The organism is Psychrobacter aquimaris, from assembly GCF_016107525.1.
GTDB classification, from domain to species: Bacteria; Pseudomonadota; Gammaproteobacteria; order Pseudomonadales; family Moraxellaceae; genus Psychrobacter; species Psychrobacter aquimaris.
On sequence record NZ_JABASR010000015.1, the window covers coordinates 19,067 to 45,747 of the forward strand.

A 26,681-nucleotide genomic window follows, 5' to 3' on the forward strand; every position below is an offset into this window, starting at 1 on the left:
TTAGACCTATCTTTTCAAACCCATTTGTTCAATCACATTTTCTGTAAGCAGCAGCAGGCTGCTCTCTTTGTACACTGAGACTGGTCATCAAGGCGGATTGTAATGCGTCAAGTCTAGCAGCAGATAGCGGTTCATCATTTTGATCGCTGATATAAAACATATCTTCTGCGCGTTCGCCCAAAGTGGTGATACGCGCCGCATGCACCTCAATTTTCTCCTGCAAAAATACCTGCCCTACGCGTGCCAGTAGCCCTGGCTGATCAAGGGTCTCTAAGCTCATAATATGCTGATCGGACGCCTCATTAAACTCAAAATTAATCACTGTGGTCACTTCAAAATGTCTGAGCTGACGCGGCATACGCTTATTGGTAAGCTTCAGTACCGTGGGATCTTTAAAGGCATTAATTAGGCGCTGTTTCAGCTCTTGTTGACTGTCCTCATCCACCAATAGTGTACCACTAGGATCGAGCAGTACATAAGAGTCTAAAGCAAAATCGCGGGTAGCAGTAATGATGCGGGCATCTAAAACATCCAAGTTCATCTGATCGAATACGGCCATGGTAACGGCAAATAGATTCGTCTGATCTTGGGTGTAAACAAAGACCTGTACCGCATCGAGTGCCAGCTCGCGATGCTCACGCAGTACCACCAATGGCGGGCTATCCGCATTAGAGGCAAGACCAATCGGCGGATGGTTCAAAATGGCTTCGGTATGCCATAAGATATCTTCAGGAATCTCTCTCAAGAAATATTCATCACCCAAATCATCCCATAGCCTCAAGACCTCATCGCGATTCATGTGTTGATTGTTGACATTATCGAGCATCACTAAGGCTTGGGTGCGGGTGGCACTGATCATATCTTGGCGGTTAGTGGGTGCATCGATATCAGCGCGCAGAATGCGCCGAGTTTGTGAGTATAACTGTTTCATCAATGTGGCACGCCAGCTGTTCCACAACTGTGGATTGGTCGCATTCATATCCGCAACGGTGAGCACGTATAAATGATTGAGGTGGGTGACATTACCGACTAAGTTGGCAAAAATAGTGACCACCTCTGGATCTGAGATGTCCTTTTTCTGAGCAGTCATCGACATTAATAAATGATAGCGAGTGAGCCAACCAACCAATTTGGCATCTGCCACACTCATGCCATGTGCCAAACAAAAATCAAACGACTCGGTTTGACCAAGCTCACTATGGTTGCCACCGCGACCTTTGGCAATATCATGGAACATGGCTGCCAGTACCAAGATTTCTTTGCGCTCGATACGTTGAAAGATAGAGCTGACCAATGGGAAATCTTCATAGAAACGTGGGTCAGTGAAGCGATGCAAAATTCGAATTAAAAATAAGGTGTGCGCATCAACGGTATAACGGTGAAATAAATCATATTGCATGAGACCAGTTACTTGGGCGAAAGCAGGAATATAACTGCCTAAAACGCCGTAGCGATTCATGGCACGCAGGCGATGAAACAGATAATTCTGCTCTTTTAAATTAGCTAAAAAGAGCGCTTGGTGAGTGGGGTTATCACGGTAGACTTGATCGATGCCACGCGCGGCGATTTTTAGCGCACGCAACGTATGAGTGCGCACGTTTTTGATACCGTACTGACCCATTAGTAAAAACATCTCTAAGATAGAGTCAGGATGCTGAGCAAAAACCCGATGATGCGCCATGGCTATTTGATCACCGATTTGGTTAAAGCGGGCATTGATTGGCTGCTTTTTCGGACGCTCATCATCAGGTAACTGTGGCTCTATAATCGTCTCGTAATAGTGATTGGTCAACATCTCAGACAGCGTCGATATCTGCATGGCACAGCGATAATAGTCGCGCATAAAACGCTCGACCGCGGCATTTGGTTGATCGTCTGGCTGCGTCTCATAACCCATCAACTGGGCAATCTCACGCTGATAATCAAACAGCAGCTTGTTTTCGTTGCGACCAGTCAAAACATGCAGGTAATGACGTATTTGCCATAAATAGCCTTCTGCAAAATTCAGTTCATCAAATTCTTTTTCAGTCAAAAAGTTTTGTTGTACTAAGTCATAGAGCTTACCCACTCGAAAATAACGTTTGGTCACCCAGCCGATGATGTGAATGTCGCGCAGACCACCAGGGGCGGTTTTTATATTGGGCTCAAGGTTGTACTCTGTGGCATTGTGCTGTAGATGTCGCGCTTTAGCTTCTGCGATTTTTACTTCAAAAAACTCACGTGGCGACCATTGTTTATTGACAATTTGAACGGGCACATCCTGTAAAGCCTCATTGCCAGTCAGTAGCCGAGCTTCTAGCTGGGCACTGGCAATGGTGTGATCAAGCGCCGCCTCTAAAGCATCATTGACACTACGTACCGAGAGAGCAGGCTCCAGCCCTATATCCCACAATAGCGCCACCAACCGATCTATTTTGCCACTGGCATCATCACCAATCTCATCAGGGGAGAGCAATAAAATGTCGATATCTGAATAAAGCGACAGCTCGCCGCGACCATACCCGCCAGTCGCGAACAATGCCAAATCTGTTTTATCCAGCTCAAACCAATTGAACAAGGCAATCAGCAATTCGTCGATAGCCCCAGAGCGTGCCGCGACCAATTGACGAATATTGGTACCGCGTTCAAGTGCACGGTTAATATCGTGATTAATTTGAGTCAACCATTGAGGAATACCCAGTAGCGACTTTTCAGTGACAGGGGTATCTGCTAGTAGTGACGCATTTGTCGCTATATCATTTGATAGTAGAGGTAAAGGTGTCAGATCGATAGAAGCGACATCACAATTAAACATGAGTGTTATCCAGTTAAGAATTTAAAAGTAGATCGTTAAAACTAAAAATGTAGGCAGCATTTACTATATTTAATTATAGTCCAAAAAAAAGACCGCCTAGGCGATCTTTTTTGATATTACTGGGTCAAAAAACTTAAATCTTCTTCAGGGCGCGTGGTAAATACCTCACAGCCATTATCTGTCACGACCATAGTGTGCTCCCACTGCGCAGATAGCTTGCGGTCTTTAGTAATTGCTGTCCATTCGTCAGGCAAGATCTTGGTTTGCCATGTACCTTGGTTAATCATCGGCTCGATGGTAAAGGTCATGCCTGTTTTTAGCTCAAAGCCCGTGCCTTTTTTGCCATAATGCATGACTTGCGGCTCGTGATGGAACTCATTACTAATGCCGTGACCACAGAACTCACGAACGATACTAAAGCGTTCAGGTTCGACCACTGCTTGAATCGCAGCACCAACGTCGCCTAGACGCGCACCGTTTTTGACGACACTCATGCCAGCATATAAGGCATCCTGTGCCACTTTGCAGATACGCTGCGCCATGATAGAGCCGTTACCAACGATCCACATCTTTGAGGTATCGCCATAGTAGCCATCTTTTATCACAGTCACATCGATATTGATGATGTCACCATCTTTGAGTAGCTTGTTTTCGGCTGGAATACCGTGACAAACCACATGGTTAATCGAGGTACAAATTGATTTTGGGAAGCCATTGTAGTTGAGCGGTGCAGGAATAGCTTGTTGCACATTAACGATATAGTCATGGGCGATTTGGTTAAGTGCCTCGGTACTGATGCCAACTCGAACGTGCTCATCGAGCATGACAAGGACATCACTGGCAAGTTTACCGGCTACGCGCATTTTTTCTATGGCTTCTGGGGACTGGATAAGGGATTTTTTAGTCATCATTATATTACTTATAGTTATGGAGTTAATGGCTTGAATTATAACATAAATGAAGACGTCGCTGTTTTACGTTAAGTGATAGCGAACCTATCATTATTATTGATAATAATTGCTTTACAGCGAAGAAGGGGCAGTTATGACCCTCTAGTCACGATAATATATTCATATTTTGACAATTTAGTTGAATGTTGCAGACGATATAAGTAATGTAATTTTGCATGCTAAAGGAATTAGCCGCAATCTTTACCGATGTTATGAGGTAAATATAACCAAAATTAATGATAACAAGGATGTTGTTATGACGCTTTCTTCATACGCTCGTGCAGCTCTCACGCCGAGAGCATTTTTACCAATACTGGGTTCCATCAGTACGGGTGTCATCTTGATGACACTGCAAACCACCTCAGCTCAAGCAGCAGGCCAATACTATAATTGTGCCAATGCCAATGGCTGTACGCTAGTCGATAGCAAGTATTTTACCTCTAGTTATACCAAAACTCAGTATCCAGTGGTGATGGCTCATGGACTTGGCGGCTTCACCAAGCTGTTTGGGGTCATTGATTACTTCAATGAGATTCCTCAAGAGTTGATGAAAGGCGGCTCAGAGGTATATAGCACCAAAACGTCAGCGGTTAATAATAGCGAAGTGCGCGGCGAGCAGCTATTACAGCAAGTCAAAACTATCACTGCCATCTCAGGCGACCCTAAAGTCAATTTGTTTGGGCACAGTCAAGGCGGTATAGATATTCGCTATGTCGCTGGTGTCGCGCCAAAATACGTCGCATCAGTCACAGCAGTATCAAGCCCAGAGCAAGGCTCAAAAACGGCCGATTTTGTCAAAAATACCCTTGAGCCAAACAACACCACAGGCAATCCGTCAAACATCACCACACAGTTAGTATCAGGCGTGTTCAATTTGATTGGTGGCTTTACAGATATTGGTTCGGGTATCAGTTTTAAACAGATACAAGAGCAAGATGGCTGGCAAGCGCTCGTGGCTCTATCGACCGATGGCGCTGCTCGTTTCAATGCTAAATTTCCTGCGGCAATGCCAAAAAACTATTGTGGTCAGCCGACCAGTACTGCCGTCAATGGTATCAAATACTATTCGTTCAGTGGGGTTGGACAAATAACCAGCGCACTCGATCCTAGCGATTATCTACTTGCAGCAACAAGTGTACCTTTTGCCGGAGAGTCGAATGATGGGTTGGTATCTGCTTGCTCAAGTCGTCTTGGTTATGTAATTCGTGATAATTACATCATGAACCATTTGGATTCAGCGGATCAAGTATTAGGTCTGACCGCATGGGGAGAGTCTGAGCCAAAATCTATCTATCGTACTCAGGTCAATCGTCTCAAAAATGCTAACCTTTAAGCTGACTTGTAAAAAGAACTCTCATTTATGTCGAATAATCGCCGCCCAGCCTACTTACCAATCGCTATAATCGCCGTGGTCATCATAGCTATCACTGCGGCGGTGATTATGTGGTTCAAACCGGACATTACACGTGTGGATCCAGAAAACCCAGTATCCAATGCACTTGCTGATGAGTCTGAGAGCACACTATCAACTGCGCTGAATAGTGGCCAAGTAGTGCAAACGACTTCAGCTCAGAACCAGTCTCCATTTGTCACTGGATTGGAGGGTTTGCCGCGTTCATTAACAGGCACGCAAGTTGACGGCGAAATCATCATTGATGAAAACAAGCAGTTGGTCGTCACTGAAGGTCTACGGCGTTTATTCGATTATTTTTTATCATCGTTAGGAGAGGAGGACGAAGCAGTTATTTTTGCGCGTGTCGAAAGTTATATCCGTCACCACACGCCAGAGCCTGCTGCCAGTCAAGCGGTCGCTATCTTTGACCAATATATTACGTATCTTAAAGCCATTCCTGAAATAGAACAACGTTATGGCAATCTGCAATTACAAGCGGCAAAAAGCGGTGAGCTGGATCTAAATGTCGTCGCTCAGAAAAAGCAAGATGTAGCCAAGTTGCGTCAGCAGTATTTTACGAAAGAAACCATTACCGCCTTCTTTAGTGCAGAAGATGAGTATGATGATTATAGTATGGAGATGGTCAGAATTGACCAAAATCAGCAGCTAACAGATGTGCAAAAAGAGGCAACGCGGCAGAACTACATTAGCCGCATGCCAGACAATACGATCAAAGCCAGTATCACTCAGCAAGCCAATCTGAACGAGCTGATGAATCGCACAACACAGATGCAAGCAAAAGGGGCAACGGCTCAGGAGTTTTATAACATGCGTCGTGATCTGGTAGGCGCTCCAGCTGCCGCACGTCTCGCGCAAGTCGATGCAGAGGATGCTAACTTTGCTCAACGTTTCGACCAATATCAAGCCCAAAAACAGCGTTTATTAAACCAAAGCACGGATAAAGTACAAATACAAAACCAAATCAATCAAGTCGAACAGCAATTATTTAATGAGGCTGAGCGCAAGCGTTTGTCAGGATATGCTGCTTTGCAACAACAGAACATCGCCAATCTAGAGTAATGCCTAGAATGAATGAGCAAAACGATAGTTTTAATGAGAAATCGTTGATTTTTAGAGGATGTTCGAGAAGTTATATAAAAAGTGTTAGCAGTTAATGTACCGTCTAACAATAGAGGTTAGCAAAAAGACTATAGAGCGCAACAAATATCAGGGTAATCATACACTCAACCTATAATGACAGTGAGGCATCAGTTGTTCATAATAGCCACATTGTTTAGGTTAATAAATAAAACAATCAATTAATCATAATAAAAAACTAATATTTAGTATGAAAGCTATTTTTTATTCTAAATTAAACCACTAAAGGAGCTTATATGAAAAACATGACTAAAATGATGATGGCAGCGACGCTTGCGGTAGGTACATTGGCTGCTGGTTGCCAAACTACTCCTAGCGTAACCGCCCCAGTGACTCAACCAATTACTTCTAATGCACTACAAGCATATGATTGGCAGCTTGTTGATGCTAAGCGTACGAATGGCGAAAAGGTGACTCAGTTATTCTTTAATCCATCTAAACCTTTAACGTTGAAATTCTTCAAAGATGCTGGTAATGACCGCGTTACCTTTGTTAATACTTGTAATAACATGGGTGCTGAGTACAAGGTTGTGAATGGCAATGTCGTATTAGGTAATGTTTTATCTACTATGATGGCCTGCCCTGAGCCGCAAGCGAGTTTCGATACAGCGACTTTAGCGACCGTACAAGGTAAATATAGCATCAGCAAAAATGCCAATAATACGCCTATCTTAACTATTACCAATAGCAATCAAGTTGCCCATTTCAAAGCCATTGCTAAATAATCCAATCATCACAGATGATTAAATAGTATTTGCTAAAAGCAATGTTAAATAAAAGCGATGCTATATAAAAGTCAGATGTAATTTGAAGAATGCCTCACTATCTAGTGGGGTATTTTTTTTGTCCAAAATTTGGCATGGTTTACGCTACACTGTCATTGGCTGCTAAGTAACGTTTTTAGACTACGATATTTTAATGCACTCAATATTTTAACCTTACTTATCGATATTCTCAGTACGTAATAATCAACGCTTTATTGGACGTTACCTTATGTCAAAAATGCTTGTATCAAAATCATCCGTCAATATACGCATGACAAGTAATATCACTGCACTAACGACTTTTATGCTATTAACGGGTTGTCAGACGCTGCCGAATACAATGTCTAAAGCGATTCAAGCGTCTGCTAATCATATGAGTGCGAGTCGTCATCCACTAACGGCGCGAATGCCAGCGATAGATCGGCAAGGGCGCATTGCTTACGTCGAGGAGCAAGGGTTGGGAATAGCCAAAGTATCGACACTCTATAGTATCCGTCCCGATGGCAGTGATCGTCAGCTTATCGATCAGATCAATGGCTATATCTATGCGCCAGCGTGGTCGACTGATGGGCAACTGCTTGCTTATAGCAAACAAGCGCCGCGCCAGCATCCAAAGATTTATATTTACAATCGGGGCAATAGCACGCGCAATCTGGTAGTCAATGTCGAAGGCAGTAATATGTCAGCGTCATTCTCACCTGATGGTCAACATCTACTCTATAGCTCAACTGTCGGTGGCAATGCGGATATCTATGAGATGCGTTTGAGCGACGGTAGCACCAAGCAGCTCACGACCTTACCCAGTACAGAGGTTCAACCAAGCTATGCAGCCGATGGTAAAAGCTTTGTCTATACCAGTGATAAAGTTCGCGCGGGTCGTCCAAGTATCTATCGTTATACCTTTGCCACGGGTAATGCCGTACTCCTATCGACAGGTAGTTATGCCGCCAGTCCGCAGCTGAGTATGGATGGTCAGCGCATGGCTTACCTAAATGGTCGTAAGGCGGCCGTTATGACGCTGACGACTGGACAAGTCGTGAATCTAGCAGAGACTGGACTCGATGAACCCGCTCGTCTATCTCCCTCTGGAAACTATGTTGTCTATCCAACACGCCAGTCAAAAGTAGGTGGACAAACAGGGAAGAAAAATGGTGGAGATTTGGTTATACATTCGCTCTCAGGAAATACAAGTTACGCCATCAATAGTCAAAATGGTGGGGTCGTGCGCTCACCGATATGGGGTCGTTAACAGCCACAGCTATATATTATGTAATGAAATGTATATATAATCATTAATAAAGAAACATAAGTCGATTCTAGAAATATAGATATAACAGCATCAATTCGAGCAAACGTCATTCATGTCATACCAAATTGTACAACCGAGTCATTAAGATACTAAATTAAGTGAGCAAGGGAGAGAAGGTTTAATGCAAGAAGCTTTTTTAGTATTCATCACTAAAATCAGTTTATATCCCACGATTATTTTTACTGGGCTTGTGATGTTCGTTACCTTATATTGGGTCGTATCTTTACTCGGTATGGCAGATATGGATAGCGTAGAGCTTGGGGAGTCAGGCGGTGATGCTGATGTTGCTAACTTATCATCGACTGGTTTTTTCACGGGTCTCATGCTCAAGTTTGGTCTTTATGGCGTTCCTTTAATCATCATACTAAGCTTAGTTAGTTTGATCGGTTGGCTGCTCAGTTACCTATATACCAGTTTTTTACACCAGTATTTTGACTCAGGCATTCTGTATTATTTGTTCGGCACAGGGGCACTCGTTTTTGTCTTGGTCGTATCGATGTGGTTGACCGGTCTTATCATCTCGCCCATCCGCAAAAATATCGCCAAAATCCCCAAGCGCAATTCGTCTAGTAATGTGGGTAAAATCGCTGTTGTGCGCACGCTCAGTGTGACCGACAAACATGGCGAAGCAGTGCTCAATGATGGCGGCGCAGGATTGATACTCAAGATTCGCTCAGACATCAATGATAATTCACTAAAACAAGGCGATAAGGTGGTATTGGTAGAGTATTTGGATGAGGCCAATACCTATCGCGTAACGCCAGTTAAAGACAAATAACGCTCATCAATGATATTGGTCAGTGAATGGTGGCTTAATAACATATAAAAAATAAGCATTTAGTAAATATAGCAAGGGTTTTAAATTCGCTTGGAATGTTTTAATTAAAGGAATGGATATGGACATACTCATTATCGTCGGCGTGGTTGTGGTGCTGGCGTTTGTTTTCATTATGGCAGCACTTTTGATGCTCAAAGCCTTTTATATTAAGGTGGATCAGGGCACAGCACTTATTATTAACGGCGTCAATAAAATCGCTGTACGCTTTGATGGTGGCTTTGTGTGGCCAGTCATCAACAAAAAAGAACTCATGAGAATCTCGTTGCTCACTCTAGAGGTGGACAGACGTGGTAAAGAAGGACTGATTTGTGCCGATAATATGCGTGCTGATATTACGGTGGCATTTTATTTGCGTGTCAATGAAACCGAAGAAGATGTTCTTAAAGTTGCCAAATCAGTTGGCGTAGACAGAGCCTCAGACAAGGTAGCGGTCAACGAGCTATTTAATGCAAAATTCTCAGAAGCACTAAAGACGGTTGGTAAACAGATTGATTTTGTCAAGTTGTTTGAAAACCGCAGCCAGTTCCGTGACAGTATCGTCCAAGAAATCGGTAACGATCTAAACGGCTATATCCTAGAAGATGTAGCGATTGACTACTTAGAGCAAACGCCAAAGACATCATTAGATTCAAGTAATATCCTAGATGCTGAAGGTATCAAAAAGATTACTCAGCTAACCGCCTTTCAAAATGTCATTACCAATGAGCTTGAGCGTGACGAAGAGCTGGCTGTTAAGAAAAAGAATGTCGAGACCAGAGAGGCGATGCTGGAGCTGGAGCGTCAACAAGCCGATGCTGAAGCCAAGCAAAAGCGTGAAATCTCGTCAGTGATTGCGCGTGAAACGGCTGAAACGCGCAAGATCGAAGAAGAAGAGCGCAAAAAGTCAGAAACCGCCGTTATCATGGTTGAGCAAGATTTGGCGATTCAGCGTGAGAATCAGCAACGTGAGATCGAAGTGGCTGGACAGAATCGCCTGCGTGCCGTGGTCATCGAAGAAGAAAAAGTCACACGTGCTCGTGATTTGGAAATCGTCTCGCGTGAGCGTGAAGTTGACTTGCAACGTATCGAAGCGGAGCGTGCGATTGAGCTTGAGAAAAAAGAAATCGCCAATGTCATTCGTGAGCGCATCGCGGTAGACAAAACAGTGGCGCAAGAAGAAGAGCGTATCAAAGAAGTTCGCGAAGTCAGCGAAGCCGAACGTTCGAAACAAACGCGCGTACTGGCTGCGGAAGCGGACGCTGAAGAAATCAAAGTGCGTCAGGTGAAAAAAGCAGAAGCAGAAGAGTTATCTGCCAAGCATAAAGCCGTCGAGATTACCACGCTTGCTACTGCCAATCTTGAAGCCTCTGCTAAAGAGTCAGAAGCCAAAATCAAAATGGCTGAAGGTATCAAAGCAGAAGAGTCTGCACATGGCTTTGCTGAAGCCGCTATCCAAGAAGCCAAGTCGGTCTCTTTGGAAAAAGAGGGTATTGCTAGAGCCAATGTTATTAAAGCGACTGGACAAGCTCAGGCTCAGACAGACCGTGAAAAAGGGATGGCTGATGCCGAAGTTATTGCAGCTCGCGGCGCCTCTAAAGCAAAAGCTGAGCGTGACATTGGTATGGTAGACGCAGAGATTATCGCTGCTCGTGGTGAGTCTAACGCCAAAGCCGAGCGTGATGTTGGTATGGCAAATGCGCAGGTCATCGCTGCTCGCGGTGAGTCAAATGCCAAGGCAGAACGTGAAGTTGGACTGGCAAAAGCCGAAGTGACTCGTGCACATTTCCAAGCCGAAGCAGATGGTTTGGTCGAGAAATTCAATGCCATGGGTAGCATGAGCAAAGAGGCACGCGAGCACGAAGAGTTCCGCATGAGTCTTGAGACGGCCTTGCAAGAAGCGCTAGCGTCAATCGAAGCGGGTAAAGAGATTGCCAAAGAAAATGCCGAAGTCTTGGCAGTGGCGCTACAAAAAGCCAAAATTGATATCGTGGGCGGTGAAGCACACTTCTTTGATAACTTTGCCAAGTCACTGTCGATTGGTAAAGCCATTGATGGCCTAGCGGGTAAGTCAGATACATTGAGCGGTATCATCAACGGTGTGATGGCCAATCAAGTCATGAAAGCCAACCAGTCAAATAACGACAAAACTATTTAATAATATGCTCTGTCTTTATAGATTGTGGACATGTCTTATATTTCCTTCATAAGTGCTTATCTAAAGCGCTTATGATTGGATTTTACCCTTAATGAGTAATCTGTATCTCAGTGGTAGATTACTCCAATCCACTTATTCTAAACACCTTAAAGAACGGTAGCCAACTCATTATTTATGATGAGTTGGCTAATCTAAAAAATCTGTCGTGATGACGCGTTTTTTTAGATTAGCCAAGTGCTTCTTTACCTTCAATTATTCCTTATTGCCAAAATATAAAAATGGACGAGCAACGATGGCGGATACGCAAAACCAAACCAATTCAGATAGTAAAAGTGATCCTAACGCTAACCAAGCAAATCAGGCCGTTGCCTCAGGCAATGCGTATGAGCTCATCAAAAAACGCCTAACAGAGCAAGGCAGCCGTTTAGAGCAACAAACGGCTACTCTGAACACTGCACGCCTACAAGAGTTCGGCAGTACTCAAATGCAGGTAATTGCCCGCACGCGTATCCGTACCGAGCATAACTGTGTGGCGCAGGATATGGTACAAGTCGGCGATTATCTGTTGTTTGGCTACAATGTGTTTATGGGGCTAAAGCGCGCAAGCAATGTTAAAGATGTGCTGTCGCTATATCGCTTGATAGACCCTGCTAACAAAGAGGATCGTGATGAGAGTCAGCAGGGCGATCTCGGTAACGATGATAGCATTCATAAGGAAAGCACTGAGCAAGATTATCAGCTTGAAGAGGTCGATTTAAAAGGAACGTTTTTAGATCAAGATGCCTTTGTACAAGACTTCAATGAGCTCTATCGCTATTACAAGCAAACACGCCTGATTCAACTGACCGTTAAGGACAGCAAGTTGCTATTGGCGTTTCAGATTGGTGAGCGTATCACTGATATTCGCGTGTTTCGTTTTGCGTTGGACTTTAGCCAAGGCACACCAGAGTCTGCTCAAGTCGCCTACGTGGACAATCGAGGCGAGCGTGATATCGAGTTGCCGCCTGCCTATGACTTTGATTGGATCGAGACCACACGAGAGCAGATGATCAATGGTAAGTATCCGCACATGAATATCTTAGATACGATATTTGTGGAAACCGTCGGCGGTGATTTGACCATCAAGATTGAAGACAATACGCAGTCAGGGAATGGTATCTATAGCGAGCCTGTCAATGATCGCACCCAGTCTCTCACCGATGCTGAGATTTCCTATGCTAAAGTCGGTAGCTTAATCCTCCTCAAAATATTGCCTTATCGTGAGGACAGTTACCGTTACTTCGTTTATAACACCTTGACTGAAGCGGTGCTGCGTTTGGATGCGATCGGTCAGTCCTGTGTACAGTTGCCTGAAGATCACGGCATTATATTTCCGGGTGGTTATTATCTACAGACGGGCGAGTATAAGCTGTTCGATGCCAATAGTGTCGGTGCCAAAAACCTAAAGTTTAAGCGTAAGATTATCTCGACCAATGGCGAAGATGTTTTATTCTTATTTTATGACAGAGAGCTGGGTATCACGGGGCTGTTTCCTTATAACCTGATCAAAAAACAACTGGCAAACCCGATTTATTGTAATGGTATGGCGTTGGCAGACAACGGTCGCTTGGTATTGTTCAGTGACCAAAGTGAGCCGTCGCGCATTCACCCGATGCAGATATGGCACACCCCTTATGCCTCCCCTGAATATGTGAGCGAATTGCCTGAGAGTACCAGTTTTTATGGCAAAATCGGTAACAAAGAGCTGGTGCGCGGCATCTCTGATCTTTATAGCATTACCCGTCTCATTGACAACCAAAGCGTGTCGCAAAAACTCTATGAAGAGCTGTCGGACAATACCAGCAGATTGTTTGATAGCTACTATTGGCTGTCTGAGCCTGAGCTGGGCGACGTCGCCAGTAGTATTAAAGAAGTGACAGCGACCGCTGAGCTGGTCATTGATGAGTTTGCCAAAGTCCAAAGTATCCAAAAGCAAACGCAAACGGCGCTTGCCGATGCCGAAGCGCAGCAAAATGAGATTTTGCGGCAGATACGCGTTACGACATTTGAGTCTGCCAGTGATTATGTCGATCAACTGTCGGCATTGAGACGACAAAAGGGTCGTTTGGTCAGCCTAGAAGATTTACGCTATTTAGACAGTGATAAATTAGAAGCATTGCAGGCACAGCTAGAAGAAGCAGAGAGTGATCTTGCGGAAAAAACCGTGCTGTTTTTAAGCGGCGACGAAGCACTATCAAGCTATGAAGGGATCTTGGTCGATGTCAGTGAACGCTTAAACACGGCAGAAACCAATGCCGAACTAAAGCCTGTGTTGGATAAAATTGATGACACGGCGCAAGGGTTAGACTTGTTGACCGAACTGCTTGGTACGTTGGATGTTGCTGATGCCACGGTACGCACGCAAATCATCGATGACATATCGACTATTTATGCCAGCCTCAACCAGAGTAAAGCCAAGCTCAATCATAAACGCAAAAATTTAGGATCGGCAGAAGCGGTCGCGCAATTTGGTGCGCAGTTTAAGCTGTTTGGTCAATCGATTGCCAACGCCTTATCGATTGCCAATACGCCTGAAAAATCAGATGAGCAAATGGCAAAGCTGCTGGTACAGTTAGAGGAATTAGAAAGCCAATTCGCTGATCCAGAGACCAATAGCGGCGATCAGTTCTTAGCCGATATCATTAGTAAGCGCGAAGAGATTTACGAAACCTTTGAAAATCATAAGCAGCAACTGCTCGATGCCCGCAATCGCAAAGCGCAAAACCTAGGCGATGGGGCGCTACGGATGCTTGAGAGTATCAAGAAACGCACACAAAGCACAGGCGTGACTGGCTTTACCGAGGAAGAAGCGCTCAATACTTACTTTGCCTCCGATGGTCTGGTGCAAAAAGTCCGCAACATCGCAAAAGAGCTACAAGCGATGGGCTTTAGCGTCAAAGCCGATGACATTGATGCGCGTCTAAAAGCTATCCAAATCGAGAGCTATAAGAGTTTAAAAGATAAGTCGGACTTGTTTGAAGATGGCGGTCAGATCATCAAACTGGGCAAGCATCGCTTTTCGGTCAATACGCAGCCACTAGATTTGACCTTACTCAGTCGCCAGCAGTCAGATGGCACACGCGTGCTCAATTTGCATCTGACGGGAACAGACTACTATGAAGTGCTCAATGATGCTGAGCTAAATGCCTTGCGTCCGTATTGGGAGATGAATATCGCCTCCGAATCCGACAAGGTATACCGCGCCGAGTACTTGGCCTATAGCATCATCGAGAGCGCCAAAAACAGTCAAGATGGCCTAACCGAAACGCGCCTATACCAAGCATACGACGAAACCGTCATTACGTTAGATATCAATGGCAATATCGATAATGACAGTCCGCTAACGAAACTGGTCAAGACTTATGCTACTCCTCGCTATCAGCTGGGCTATGACAAGGGCATTCATGACCATGATGCCACGCTGTTATTGATGCAAATACTGCCGACATTACGTGCGGCAGGGCTACTGATTTATACGCCGCAAGTACGCGCACTGGCGCAGTTATTTTATTGGCAGCTAAATATCGTACAAGCGCTGGGTTTAGAAAGCCTACGTCAATTTGGTTATGATAATTGGTTAAATGAATCAGTGCTGACCCTCGCAAATAACTGGACGGATAGAGCGGCTACCGCTGAGCAGTTGCGCCGAGCACTTGGTAGTGACACTGCCAAATCCTTACTGGTCGAGGATATGAGCCAAGTGATGCACCGTTTTGTCGCGGCCTATCGTGACGAGCGTATTGGCAGTAGTAATAATGCTAATCAGCCGTCAAACGCCGCATGGGAGTCAGAACCAGATTCAACTCCCCTTGATGTTCACAACACCAATATCTTTAAACCAAGCTATGTACAGCTTGCCTGCGAATACTTAGTCAGCGTCATGGGGCAGTCAACGGAGCCAAATGCTGCCGCATATAGCACAATGAACTGGCAAACCAGCCAACAAGCCGAGCAGCTGTGTGAGCAGCTTAGCCAAACGCTGAGTAGCTCTCCCGTCAGTACGCAAAATAATGCCAGTTTTGCGCAGCTACAGTCTTCAATTGGTAAGCTTGGCTTCCAACCAAAATCAGCCTACGAGCTACTGGCGACATGGTTTCATGCATTGCTTGATAAGACTTATGGTAATCATAAGACAGCTACAGATCAAACCGATGATGGCTTGGGTGAGGCAGGTGAGGCGTTCAGTGAAGAGCAGCTTTCTGAACGTCAAGAAAAAGAAGCGCTACGCAAACAGCAACTAGAGAGCGGTCGTCATTATGTGCCCGAAGCGATTGCTGTACTACTCACTCAACTAAACGATGCGCAGCGTGAAGCCTTGGTACAGCGACTGATTGATTCAGGTGCGAGCTTTAATAAAGATGGCGCAAATGAAGGGACAACTGATGCCGCTTCCACTTTGTCGTTCTCTTCACCTTCAACGTCATCATCAACGTCACTGACCAGTATCAATAACCCGCTCAATCAAGTGCAAAGCTTTGAGCGTAGCACAGGTAAAGTATCGCTTGAAATACAAGTGAATAGTCTACTGGGTGAGCATACGCGTATTCGTCAGCAGAGCCTAACCTTTGCCGTTGATAATTTCTTAAATCGCTTGCATCACCACGATACCCAAGTTATTCCTGCCTATCGACGCTATCTGGCCATGCGCTCAGAGATATTACACGAGTCAAAAGAAACCTTGCGACTGGACGAGTTTATGCCACGCCCGTTGTCCTCATTTGTGCGTAACCGTCTGATTAACGAGAGCTATCTGCCGCTTATCGGTGACAACCTCGCCAAACAAATGGGTACAATCGGCGAGGATAAGCGGACTGACTTGATGGGTATCCTGATGATGATATCGCCACCAGGGTATGGTAAAACGACCTTGATGGAATATGTAGCAAATCGTCTTGGCCTGATATTTATGAAGATTAATTGTCCGTCACTCGGTCATGATGTCACTTCATTAGATCCCGAAAAAGCGCCCAATGCTACCGCACGGGAAGAGCTGAATAAAATCAACTTAGCCTTTGAGATGGGCAATAACGTCATGCTTTATCTCGATGATATTCAGCATACGCATGCGGAATTTTTACAGAAATTTATCTCACTCGGCGATGGTACGCGCCGTATCGATGGCGTCTGGCAAGGCAAGACCAAAACCTATGACATGCGTGGCAAAAAGTTCTGCGTGGTCATGGCGGGTAATCCGTATACCGAGAGCGGCGAGGCCTTTAAAGTGCCTGACATGCTTGCCAACCGTGCCGATATCTATAACTTGGGCGATATTATGAGCGGTATGGAAGATATCTTTGCCCTCAGTTATATCGAAAACTCCCTAACCTCTAATACGGTTCTCGCGCCACTGGCAAACCGCGATTTGAGCGATGTACATCGCTTGATTAAAATGGCAAAAACGGACAATCCCAACCTCGCCCAAGCGCAAAGCAGCGATCTAATGTATCCGTATAGCACCTCAGAAATTAACGAGATTGTCGCCATCCTGCGCCATATGTTTCGAGTGCAAGAAGTCATTTTGGACGTCAACCAAGCCTATATTGCCTCCGCTTCGCAAGACGATAAATACCGTGTCGAGCCGATATTTAAGCTACAAGGCAGTTATCGCAATATGAATAAAATGACCGAAAAGCTGTCAGCGGTCATGAATGAGAATGAGCTAAACCAGCTGATAGACGATCACTATCTGGGCGAGTCGCAGCTATTGACCCAAGGTGCAGAGAGTAACTTGCTCAAGCTTGGCGAGATGCGCGGCACCTTAACCGAGGCAGAAAAAGAGCGTTGGGCGCAAATCAAAGCGGACTTCTTACGTAACAAAGCCATGGGCGGTGAAGATGGCGATACAGGCGCACGTATCGTTGCGCAGTTGGTCGATTTGGCCAGTGGCTTCAATGCCATCAGTCGTCAGTTTGAGACGTACTTAACCAAAAATGATCCAGAGCAAATCGCCCGCTTACGAGAAGCAGAGCGCCAAGCCCAGTTAGAGACTCAGATTGAGGCGCAGTTAGCCTCACAAAAAATCCTTGCCGATAGCGTGATCAATAATGCCAAAGTCGTCAGCGATAGCATCGATAATGGCTTTGAGAAAAGCGTGAGCCAATTGCTGCAAATATATAAGCACGACCACGAAGCAGAAGGCGAGTACCTCAAGCAAAACCAAGACGTGCAAAAAGTGCTGATGGTGCAGCTGATCGATGCCGTGGAACAACTGGCACACAATATGGCGGACAGCTTATCTCGTAGCTTAGCCGAAAGCCTAATTAAGAACGATGACAGTAAAGCTGTAGAGAAAAATGCGCCTGATATCCATGAGCAGACCACACTGATGGCGAACGTCCTCAAGCAAGCGCTGGCACCACTGACGATGCGCATGGATGAGAAGCTAGCGATTGATAGCAGTACTGATCAATCTGGTAAACTGATCGTCAACAGTCTCAATCGCTTAAATAAAATATTTGACGATTATGACTAATAATTATGCGTAGTAGGCTATAGTGACAGGTTGCTGATGTTGTAAACAAATTAATGAGAAATGTATGGCGCACAAAAAAAAGAACGTTCGAAAAAAACTCTGCCCCGTCTGCGAGCGCGAGTTTAGCTGGACTAAAAAGCTGGATAAAAACTGGGAGAGTATGGTGTATTGCTCAGACCAGTGCCGACGCATTAAGAAGTATGAAGGGCTGGACCATCAAAAAGAAGATAAATAGGCGTTAATAGTCAGTTAGAGATATACGGGAAAAAGGAGCAGACAATGGCACATAAAAAAGTAAACTTACCGCAAAAAACCTGCCCCGTCTGTCAGCGCCCATTTATATGGCGTAAGAAGTGGGAGAAAGATTGGGAGCAGGTGATTTATTGTTCGGAGAAGTGTCGGCGGGGGAAGGGTAAAGCAGATTAAGTTACTTCAAAATATTAAGGTAAATTATGAGTAAACATTATGAGCAATCAAGCTTCTGGGAAAAGCTCATTGAGCACTTGTTCATTGGTGAAATGCTAAAATTATCATGGCTGAAAGATGATTGCCAACTAGAGGTCATGAAACCTGAAGTCGATAATTCAGGTTGTAACGTTTTCTTTGAAGAATAGTATTATTCGTCGTATTCAGCTTAAAACATTAAAGCTGGGTAGGAAAATCTTAAGTTAGAAGATGAAGACGAAATTAGAATTCAAAGAACTCATGTATATTTACTATTTCGCATAGCAAGACTAAAAATTTACTTGTTATTTTAAGAGAGGTAAAAACTATAATTTTCTAAATTTAATAAGGATGATTAAAAGACTTTATTTTTTTGTTACTAAAAGAGGAAAATTTAAAGTCCTTGAAAAAGTATTATAGAAAAAATAACTTACTACATAAATATGTAATAAACAGACTTTCTTATATCTAATCCTACTATACTTCTAACTTCAGATTTTCAGTAATTAATAATATTTGAAAATAGTTTCTACTCTATAATATAAAAAACTGCCCAGATTTAGGACAGTTTTTGAAAAATAAATTACTTTTAATTTAGATGTTAGAAACTAGGTGAGCGTTGAGAGTATTGATCGAATATAGACGACTCAGCAAATCTTTTAACATCCATTCCTTTAAAAGAACCAGGTATATGTAGATTCCCTTCGTTAGATGATGAAGGTATGGATTTAACACTTATAGGAAGTGGTAAAACCACAATTTGTTCCCTATGAATCTTTCTCATCTCATTGATTTCAGTTTTAAAGTCTCTCATACTAATTCAACCTTACTAAGTTGTTGGAGCCATGAAGTGCCATTTGATTTCCGGTCTTAGTTAAATAATCCTTTAATACATCATAGTACATTCTAATAGTAGTATTAAGATCATCCGTGTCAGAAAAGTTGTTAATCTGTAATTTTATATCATCACCTGTTAGTTCCTTTAGACCAATACCTCTACCATGCATATGCCAGCGGTTAACATCGCCAAGAATGGTTGCAATATCAGTAGCTCTTTGTTCTTTCATTGTATATGTAACTTTATCTGTTTTTGTTGCAGTTGTATGCCAATCTTTAAATTTATATTTAACAAGCCAGTTAACAATGAGCGTCTGGGAAAACTTAATATGCTGTTCAATAAAAGCAAGCTTTTCAGGCTGAAAAGAGCTAGTAAGATAGTTTATTTCAGCAATAACTGGTATGTTTTGAGATGCTTTTTCATTTATTTCATTTAGTAAACGATTATATTCGTGAAGGTAGCCAGTAGCTGGCAAGTAATGACCATCGCTATTCATTATTTGAGGATCAATCGGACCTAAGACAGAAAAGTTATCCATGTAGATCTCGTCACCTGATAAGACTAAAACTGTACCAGCTGAAAACGCAAAGCCCGGCACAATAAATTTTATATGAGAATAATTGGCTCGGAAAACATTGACGATTTTCTCAACTACTTCAACTGAACCGCCTGGTGTCTCTAGAATAACTACTAAATTATCTTTCAAAGTGGGCGTGTTTAGAGATCTATCTTTAATATCTTCTATATATTGTCTAACTTTAACGTCAACACCATCTATCATCGGTGAAAATATAGTAATAATATCTGCATTAAAAGTTATAGAAAGCGATTTAATTTGTTCACCTAGAAAATTGAAAATAACATCATCTACGGTTGCCTGAAACATATTTCATACCTCTAAGAATAATAAGAAACTTTATATTAATCATATTTAAATATATTTGTTTTTATAGAAATACTACAATAATTTTTTGAAATCGAAGTATCTTTTGTTGCAATTAATAATCATATTAGAAGTAATCAATGCTTATGATTTATACATAGTAAGATTAGCACTATAAAAATAAGACCTTTAATTTGAATTGTGCTATTAGCATTTGAAATACTAATTATGCTTAGTATGGTTATCGTATTTGCTGTTATTCTTTATATCTAAGATTGCAAAAGTACTAAAATGACAGTTAAGCTTTATCTCTTAGGTACCAATCAGGATGCTAACTTAGCTAAAGCTTTATTCATTGAACTACTAGCTGTTTAGGAAAAGTGTCCTGCATTATAAATCATAACTTCAGCTTCTTCACTAACTATCAAACAAATATGAACTATTTGTACATATATGTAAGGTATAGAAGGTTATAATCTATTGTCTACTACTTATAATTCAAACTCCAACTATCTTTAAATAACCTTCATACTCTAATCTTTGTATTCAACACCACCCTCTAACTAATCTCACCAACCTCAAATCACTTAAAACCAACGAAATCTTTCCTTACCTAGCCTCTCTCTTCGCAAAGATATTTGCAACCAACGCCCCACTAAAGTTATGCCACACACTAAATATCGCACTCGGTAAGGCAGCGACAGGATTGAAATAAGTTGCCGCAAGGGCAGCGCCCAGACCAGAGTTTTGCATGCCCACTTCCACCATGATGGCGCGGCGCTGTTTCTCCGTAAATCCAGACAAGCGCGCGATCACATATCCCAAGGTATAACCCAGCATGTTGTGTAGGGCCACGACGACAAAGACGATCGCACCGCTATCTAAGATGGTCGCTTTAGACACCGCCACCACTGCCGCGATGATAATAGAAATACCTAATACCGACACCATCGGCAATACCTCGGTGACGAACTCGATTTTTTTACCCAAAAATTTATGAAAGATAACGCCCAGTAAGATAGGTAAGATGACGATTTTAGTAATGGTTATCATCATACTGGCTAGGTCGATATCGATCAGCTGACCAGCAAACACATTTAATAGAATAGGAGTCAAAAAGGGTGCAAGTAGGGTAGAGATAGAGGTAATCGCCACACTCAGCGCCACATCCCCTTTGGCCAAAAATGTAATCACATTACTCGATGTACCGCCAGGGCAACAACCTACCAAGATAACACCGACCGCGATTAAAGGATCAAGGTTAAAAATGACGGTTAATAGGTAAGCGATCAACGGCATGAGCGTGAACTGTGCCAACAGGCCTACTAGTACAGGTTTGGGGCGTTTGACAATCTCTAGGAAATCTTCGGTTTTGAGCGTCATACCCATGCCAAACATGATGATGCCAAGTATCGGTACAATCAAAAAAGCCAATGAGGCAAAAAATTCAGGAAATACAAAGCCCAACACGGCACTGACCAATGCCCAGATTGCAAAGGTTTTGCCAATCCAATTAGAAAGTAATGCAATCTGATTCATAGCCTGTCTCAAAATAATAGAGTAGCCAATAATTTAGCATGGTTATTACTAGTAAATGATAAAAGTATTTTGCTATGAACGTAGCGATAAGTTTGCTGATAGCAAATAAAGGATACGCTATAAAAAATGGCTTACTCATATTAAATGAATAAGCCAAAAAATAACGATAAATGATTTAGGTATTAGCTGATTTTTGAAAATCTACAAATTCGGATTTAACCATTTCTCAGCAGTTTTCATATCCCAGCCTTTACGCTCCGCATAACTCTCTAACTGGTCACGACTGATTTTACCGACGTTGAAGTACTCACTCTCCGGATGCGAGTAATAGAATCCGCTAACCGATGACGCAGGCCACATCGCATAGCTTTCGGTCAAAGTCGTACCGATAGCCTCTACCGTACCGAGCCAGTTAAACAGTTTGCCTTTTTCGGTATGCTCAGGGCAGGCAGGGTAGCCAGGGGCAGGGCGGATGCCGACGTATTTTTCTTTGATCATCTCATCATTGGTGAGTGACTCAGTCGGCTGATAGCCCCAATACTCTTTACGGATCAGCTCGTGTAGATGCTCGGCAAAGGCTTCTGCCAAGCGGTCAGACAGCGCCTGTACCATGATGGCGTTGTAGTCATCACCTGCCGCTTTATAGTGCTCAGCGAGCGCTTCTGTACCGACGATAGAGACGGTAAAGCCGCCCAAGTGATCGGTATGCCTGTCTGATGGAGAGATAAAGTCCGCCAAGCTAAAGTTTGGCTTGCCACTAGCTTTGTCGCTTTGCTGACGTAAGTGCTCGAACTCATACGTTGGCTTACCTCTCTTGTCCCCATCAAAAGTAGTATCGTTGTCATACACAGTCACCGTATCCGAGCCAGTACGGCGAGCCGGCATAAGCTTAAACACCCCTTTGGCCACGAGTGATTTCTCATCGATCATTTTTTGCATCAGCTCATTGGCATTATCAAACAGATCACGGGCTGCTTCGCCGACCACATCATCTTGCAAGATTTTTGGATATTTGCCCGTCAGACCCCAAGAGATAAAGAACGGTGTCCAGTCAATATACGGAAGTAGGTTGGTAATTGGATAGTCATCCAATATCACTTGTCCTAGCTTATTGGGCACTGGTGGTACGTAGTTTTCCCAATCATACTGAAAGCCAATCTTGACCGATTCAGCATAGGTGACCTTGGCGGCTTTTGGTTGGCGTTTGGCAAGACGTTCACGCACTTTGACATACTCTGCACGCGTCTCATCAATGAGCGCTTGTCGATGTTCTTTGGATAATAGCTTGGTCACCACACCGACTGAACGTGAGGCGTCTGATACATAGATGACACCATCGTTTTGATATTGCGGCTCGACCTTGACGGCAGTATGCGCTTTAGACGTGGTTGCACCGCCGATCATCAATGGCAGCGTCATACCGCGCTCTTGCATTTGCTTGGCGACATAGACCATCTCATCGAGACTTGGGGTAATCAAGCCAGACAGACCGATGATATCGACTTTTTCTGCGATGGCGGTATCGAGGATTTTTTCACATGGCACCATGACGCCCAGATCGACGATATCATAGCCGTTACAGCCAAGTACCACGCCGACGATGTTTTTGCCGATATCATGCACATCGCCTTTGACGGTTGCCATGAGGATTTTGCCTTTGACTTCGCCTTCGACTTTTTCCGCTTCGATATACGGGTTTAGCCATGCGACGGATTGCTTCATCACGCGCGCTGATTTTACGACTTGTGGTAGGAACATCTTGCCCGCACCGAATAAATCACCGACGATATTCATACCGTCCATGAGTGGCCCTTCGATGACTTCGAGTGGTTTGGGGTATTTCTCCCACGCTTCTTTGGTATCCGCTTCGATAAAGGTTGTTACGCCTTTGACGAGTGCGTGGGCGATACGCTCTTCTACCGTGCCCTCACGCCAGCTCATATCGACCGTGCTGTCTTTTTTCTTGCCGCCATCTTGGTAGTTTTCAGCAACCGTCATGAGACGTTCAGTCGCATCCTGTCCCGTTTCACCTTGATTGCGGTTGAGCATGACATCTTCGATAGCGTCACGCGCTTCCTTTGGAATATCATCGTACAGCTCAAGCATAGCTGGGTTGACGATACCCATGGTCAGACCGTTTTTGATTGCATGGTAGAGGAATACGGAGTTAATGGCTTCACGGATCGGATTACCACGGAAACTAAACGACACGTTAGATACCCCACCTGAGACCATGGCATTTGGCAGGTTTTCAGTGATCCAGCGTGTAGCATTGATAAAGTCCGCGCCATAGTTGTTATGCTCGGTGATACCTGTAGCGACCGCAAAGATATTCGGGTCAAAGATAATGTCTTCAGAAGGGAAGCCCACTTCGTTGACCAGCACATCATAGCTGCGCTTCGATATCTCGATTTTACGCTCATAGGTATCGGCTTGTCCGTCTTCATCAAATGCCATGACGATAACGGCTGCACCGTAGCGCATGCATAGTTTGGCGCGCTCAACGAACTCAGCGTGACCTTCTTTTAGGGAGATGGAGTTGACGACAGATTTACCCTGAGTACGTTTGAGGCCTTCTTCGATGATGTCCCATTTAGATGAGTCAATCATAAGTGGCACACGGCTGATATCTGGCTCACCTGATACGAGGTTGACGAAGTGAATCATGGCCTGCTTGGAGTCGAGCATGCCTTCGTCCATATTGATATCGACGATCTGCGCGCCGCCTTCGACCTGATCGCGCGCGACATCGAGTGCTTCGGTATAGGCTTCGGTCTTAATCAAACGGAGGAATTTTTTGGAGCCTGTGACGTTGGTACGCTCGCCGACATTGACAAACAAACTCTCAGGTGTAATCGTAAATGGCTCTAGACCTGATAAGCGGCAGGCAGGTGCGATTTCAGGAATTACGCGTGGCGCATAGTTTGCCACCATATTAGCGATTTGACGGATATGCTCAGGCGTTGTACCACAGCAGCCGCCGACGATATTTAAGATACCCGCTTTGGCAAAACCTTCGAGTAGAGCAGCCGTTTCTTCAGCCGTCTCATCATACTCACCAAATTCATTGGGCAGACCCGCGTTTGGATGCGCAGAGACAAAAGTATCAGCGATGTTCGATAGCGTTTGAATATGTGGGCGTAGCGCATCAGCACCTAGCGCACAGTTAAAGCCAACACTTAAAGGTTTCGCATGACGAATCGAGTTGTAGAACGCTTCCGCCGTTTGACCAGATAGCGTGCGACCTGAGGCATCAGTGATCGTACCAGAAATCATAATAGGCAGCTCAAAGCCGATATCTTCAAACACACCCGTGATGGCAAATATTGCCGCTTTGGCATTTAGCGTATCAAAAATCGTCTCAATCAAAATAAGATCGACACCGCCTTCTATCAGGCATAAGGTCGCTTCACGGTAGTTTAGGACCAACTCATCAAAGGTAATATTACGAAACGCAGGATCATTGACATCAGGTGAGAGTGAGCAGGTGCGTGAGGTCGGCCCTACGACACCCGCAACGAATCGTGGTTTATCAGGCGTTTTTGCCGTAAATTCATCAGCTGCTTCGCGCGCAATCTTGGCCGCTGTCTCATTCAGCTCAGGCACCAAATACTGCATGTCATAGTCAGCCATCGACAGACGCGTACCATTAAAGGTATTGGTCTCGATGATATCCGCACCAGCCAATAGATGATCGTGATGAATGTCCTTAATCATATGCGGCTGTGTCAGTACCAGCAGATCATTATTGCCGCGCACATCTTGATCGATATCAGCAAAACGCTCACCACGATAATCTGCTTCTTCCAGTTTATAGGTCTGAATCTGCGTACCCATCGCACCATCTAACATCAAAATTCGTGACGTCATCTGCTCGGTGATACGGGCGCGCGCGGTCAGTTGCTGCTCCTTATAAGGAAATACAGCAGGCGGCGTCAATATAAAGTCATCAGCGGATGATGAACTAGAAGCAATATCAGAGTGAGAAGAGGTCGGTGAGGTCATCGTTTGAGTCATAGGTGCGCTGCTTATATCATCAATATTATAAAAGGAAGGAGTAACAAACCAATAGAGTACAAAGTCTTATAAAGGAAATCGTCAAATTCGAATTATTCTAGCATGAAAAATATAGCACACATGGATACTGCCCATTCTACTTTTACCATAAACAAGTAGATACTGATTCACTGAACTGCTGAGCATAGCATTAAATTCTATTTCATAAAGAATATGTGCACAAATGAATATTATTTCGCTTAAAGATTACATAAAGCTTTGTTTCTAGAAATGAAAGCCAACGATTGTGCTTAAAAGTCAGACAGAGTTTACATCTGTACTACAAAAAGTTGCGTAAAGGAGAATTGATAGAGTTTTGTTATATGTTAATTTAATTTCAGAAGGATTAATGTTTCGTAAGCAATACTTACTAGTAAGTGCTAATGATTTTATTCAATAATACCTAGCATTCATTACGATCATTAAAACAAGTATTTGCCATAAGGAAAGACGGTCTAATCTGCAAGACAGTTATAGAATAGTCAATAAATACTCAATCATTAAGGATAATGTTATGAAACTTACTAAAATTGCTACCATTGGTACATTAGCACTCTCAATCGCTGGTTTAAGCGCTTGTAACAATATGATGCCAACCAAAAGCGCCACAATGAAAGCACCCATGCACGGTCAGTCTATGGCGAAAATGAATGTGGTACAAATTGCCCAAAGTAATCCTGACTTCTCGTTGCTGGTCGAAGCAGTGGTAGCGGCAGATCTAGCGGGTGCGCTATCTAACCCTAATGCTCACTACACGGTGTTTGCGCCAACCAATGCCGCATTTGTACAAGTGCTGCAAGAAACTGGCATGAGCAAAGCGCAATTGTTTGCCAACAAGCCACTATTGACTAAAATTTTAGGCTACCACGTGATTAACGGTGCTGCGCCAGTATATGCGAAAGACGTTAAACCAGGCAATATTACTATGCTCAGTAAAGATACCTTGATGGTCACCGATCAAGGAAAATTGATGGATGAGAATGGTCGTACTATTGATATTATAAAAACAGATATTGTTGCTAATAACGGCGTAGTACATGTTATCGATAGAGTCTTGCTACCCAAATAAG

16 protein-coding genes are annotated in these 26,681 nt (G+C 43.8%); 11 read left to right on the forward strand and 5 right to left on the reverse strand.

The genetic code is table 11. The annotated features are described in order from the left end of the window. Positions 1-28: 28 nt before the first annotated feature. Positions 29-2,794 carry a [protein-PII] uridylyltransferase gene (gene glnD / locus JFC10_RS12590; protein WP_198333149.1) on the reverse strand — a complete coding sequence of 922 codons (2,766 nt, stop codon included), beginning with the start codon at positions 2,792-2,794 and terminating at the stop codon, positions 29-31. A 116-nt stretch (positions 2,795-2,910) separates the two neighbouring features. Further along, positions 2,911-3,702, reverse strand: coding sequence for a type I methionyl aminopeptidase (map, locus tag JFC10_RS12595; RefSeq protein WP_372815769.1), 792 nt, complete (start codon positions 3,700-3,702; stop codon positions 2,911-2,913). A gap of 298 nt (positions 3,703-4,000) precedes the next feature. On the opposite strand from map, the gene JFC10_RS12600 reads away from it, so the two are divergent. The 10 genes from JFC10_RS12600 (at position 4,001) to JFC10_RS12645 (ending at position 18,465) form a co-directional block, all read left to right on the forward strand. Next, the gene (locus tag JFC10_RS12600) at positions 4,001-5,077 is read left to right on the forward strand and encodes an esterase/lipase family protein (protein WP_198333150.1); all 1,077 of its coding nucleotides are present in this window, start codon (positions 4,001-4,003) and stop codon (positions 5,075-5,077) included. A 27-nt stretch (positions 5,078-5,104) separates the two neighbouring features. After that, complete coding sequence (locus JFC10_RS12605) at positions 5,105-6,217, forward strand: lipase secretion chaperone (RefSeq protein WP_198333151.1); 1,113 nt, start codon at positions 5,105-5,107, stop codon at positions 6,215-6,217. 314 nt (positions 6,218-6,531) lie between these two features. Continuing rightward, on the forward strand, positions 6,532-7,020 hold the full coding sequence (locus JFC10_RS12610) for an META domain-containing protein (RefSeq protein ID WP_198333152.1): 489 nt from the start codon (positions 6,532-6,534) through the stop codon (positions 7,018-7,020). A gap of 268 nt (positions 7,021-7,288) precedes the next feature. Continuing rightward, positions 7,289-8,308 (forward strand): PD40 domain-containing protein, encoded by a 1,020-nt coding sequence (locus JFC10_RS15145; protein WP_198333153.1) that lies wholly within the window; start codon positions 7,289-7,291, stop codon positions 8,306-8,308. A gap of 181 nt (positions 8,309-8,489) precedes the next feature. Next, positions 8,490-9,146: an OB-fold-containig protein gene (locus JFC10_RS12620; RefSeq protein ID WP_198333154.1), complete on the forward strand. Its 657-nt coding sequence runs from the start codon at positions 8,490-8,492 to the stop codon at positions 9,144-9,146. Between the two features lie 118 nt (positions 9,147-9,264). Then, complete coding sequence (locus JFC10_RS12625) at positions 9,265-11,340, forward strand: flotillin family protein (protein ID WP_198333155.1); 2,076 nt, start codon at positions 9,265-9,267, stop codon at positions 11,338-11,340. 292 nt (positions 11,341-11,632) lie between these two features. Continuing rightward, positions 11,633-17,851, forward strand: a complete 6,219-nt coding sequence (locus JFC10_RS12630) for a DNA repair ATPase (protein ID WP_198333157.1) — start codon at positions 11,633-11,635, stop codon at positions 17,849-17,851. 64 nt (positions 17,852-17,915) lie between these two features. Continuing rightward, the gene (locus tag JFC10_RS12635; RefSeq protein ID WP_082787268.1) at positions 17,916-18,086 is read left to right on the forward strand and encodes a DUF2256 domain-containing protein; all 171 of its coding nucleotides are present in this window, start codon (positions 17,916-17,918) and stop codon (positions 18,084-18,086) included. A 44-nt stretch (positions 18,087-18,130) separates the two neighbouring features. Further along, complete coding sequence (locus JFC10_RS12640; RefSeq protein WP_198333158.1) at positions 18,131-18,277, forward strand: DUF2256 domain-containing protein; 147 nt, start codon at positions 18,131-18,133, stop codon at positions 18,275-18,277. 26 nt (positions 18,278-18,303) lie between these two features. After that, positions 18,304-18,465 (forward strand): hypothetical protein, encoded by a 162-nt coding sequence (locus tag JFC10_RS12645; protein ID WP_198333159.1) that lies wholly within the window; start codon positions 18,304-18,306, stop codon positions 18,463-18,465. A gap of 645 nt (positions 18,466-19,110) precedes the next feature. Here the strand turns inward: JFC10_RS12645 and JFC10_RS12650 are convergent. From JFC10_RS12650 to metH, 3 genes are all read right to left on the reverse strand, one after another. Continuing rightward, complete coding sequence (locus JFC10_RS12650) at positions 19,111-20,019, reverse strand: SDH family Clp fold serine proteinase (protein ID WP_198333160.1); 909 nt, start codon at positions 20,017-20,019, stop codon at positions 19,111-19,113. 606 nt (positions 20,020-20,625) lie between these two features. Beyond that, complete coding sequence (locus JFC10_RS12655; protein WP_198333162.1) at positions 20,626-21,555, reverse strand: bile acid:sodium symporter family protein; 930 nt, start codon at positions 21,553-21,555, stop codon at positions 20,626-20,628. A gap of 201 nt (positions 21,556-21,756) precedes the next feature. Continuing rightward, positions 21,757-25,572: a methionine synthase gene (gene metH, locus JFC10_RS12660; protein WP_198333165.1), complete on the reverse strand. Its 3,816-nt coding sequence runs from the start codon at positions 25,570-25,572 to the stop codon at positions 21,757-21,759. A gap of 553 nt (positions 25,573-26,125) precedes the next feature. Between metH and JFC10_RS12665 the strand changes: the two genes are divergently transcribed. Further along, the gene (locus JFC10_RS12665; protein WP_193013302.1) at positions 26,126-26,680 is read left to right on the forward strand and encodes a fasciclin domain-containing protein; all 555 of its coding nucleotides are present in this window, start codon (positions 26,126-26,128) and stop codon (positions 26,678-26,680) included. Position 26,681 lies beyond the last annotated feature (1 nt).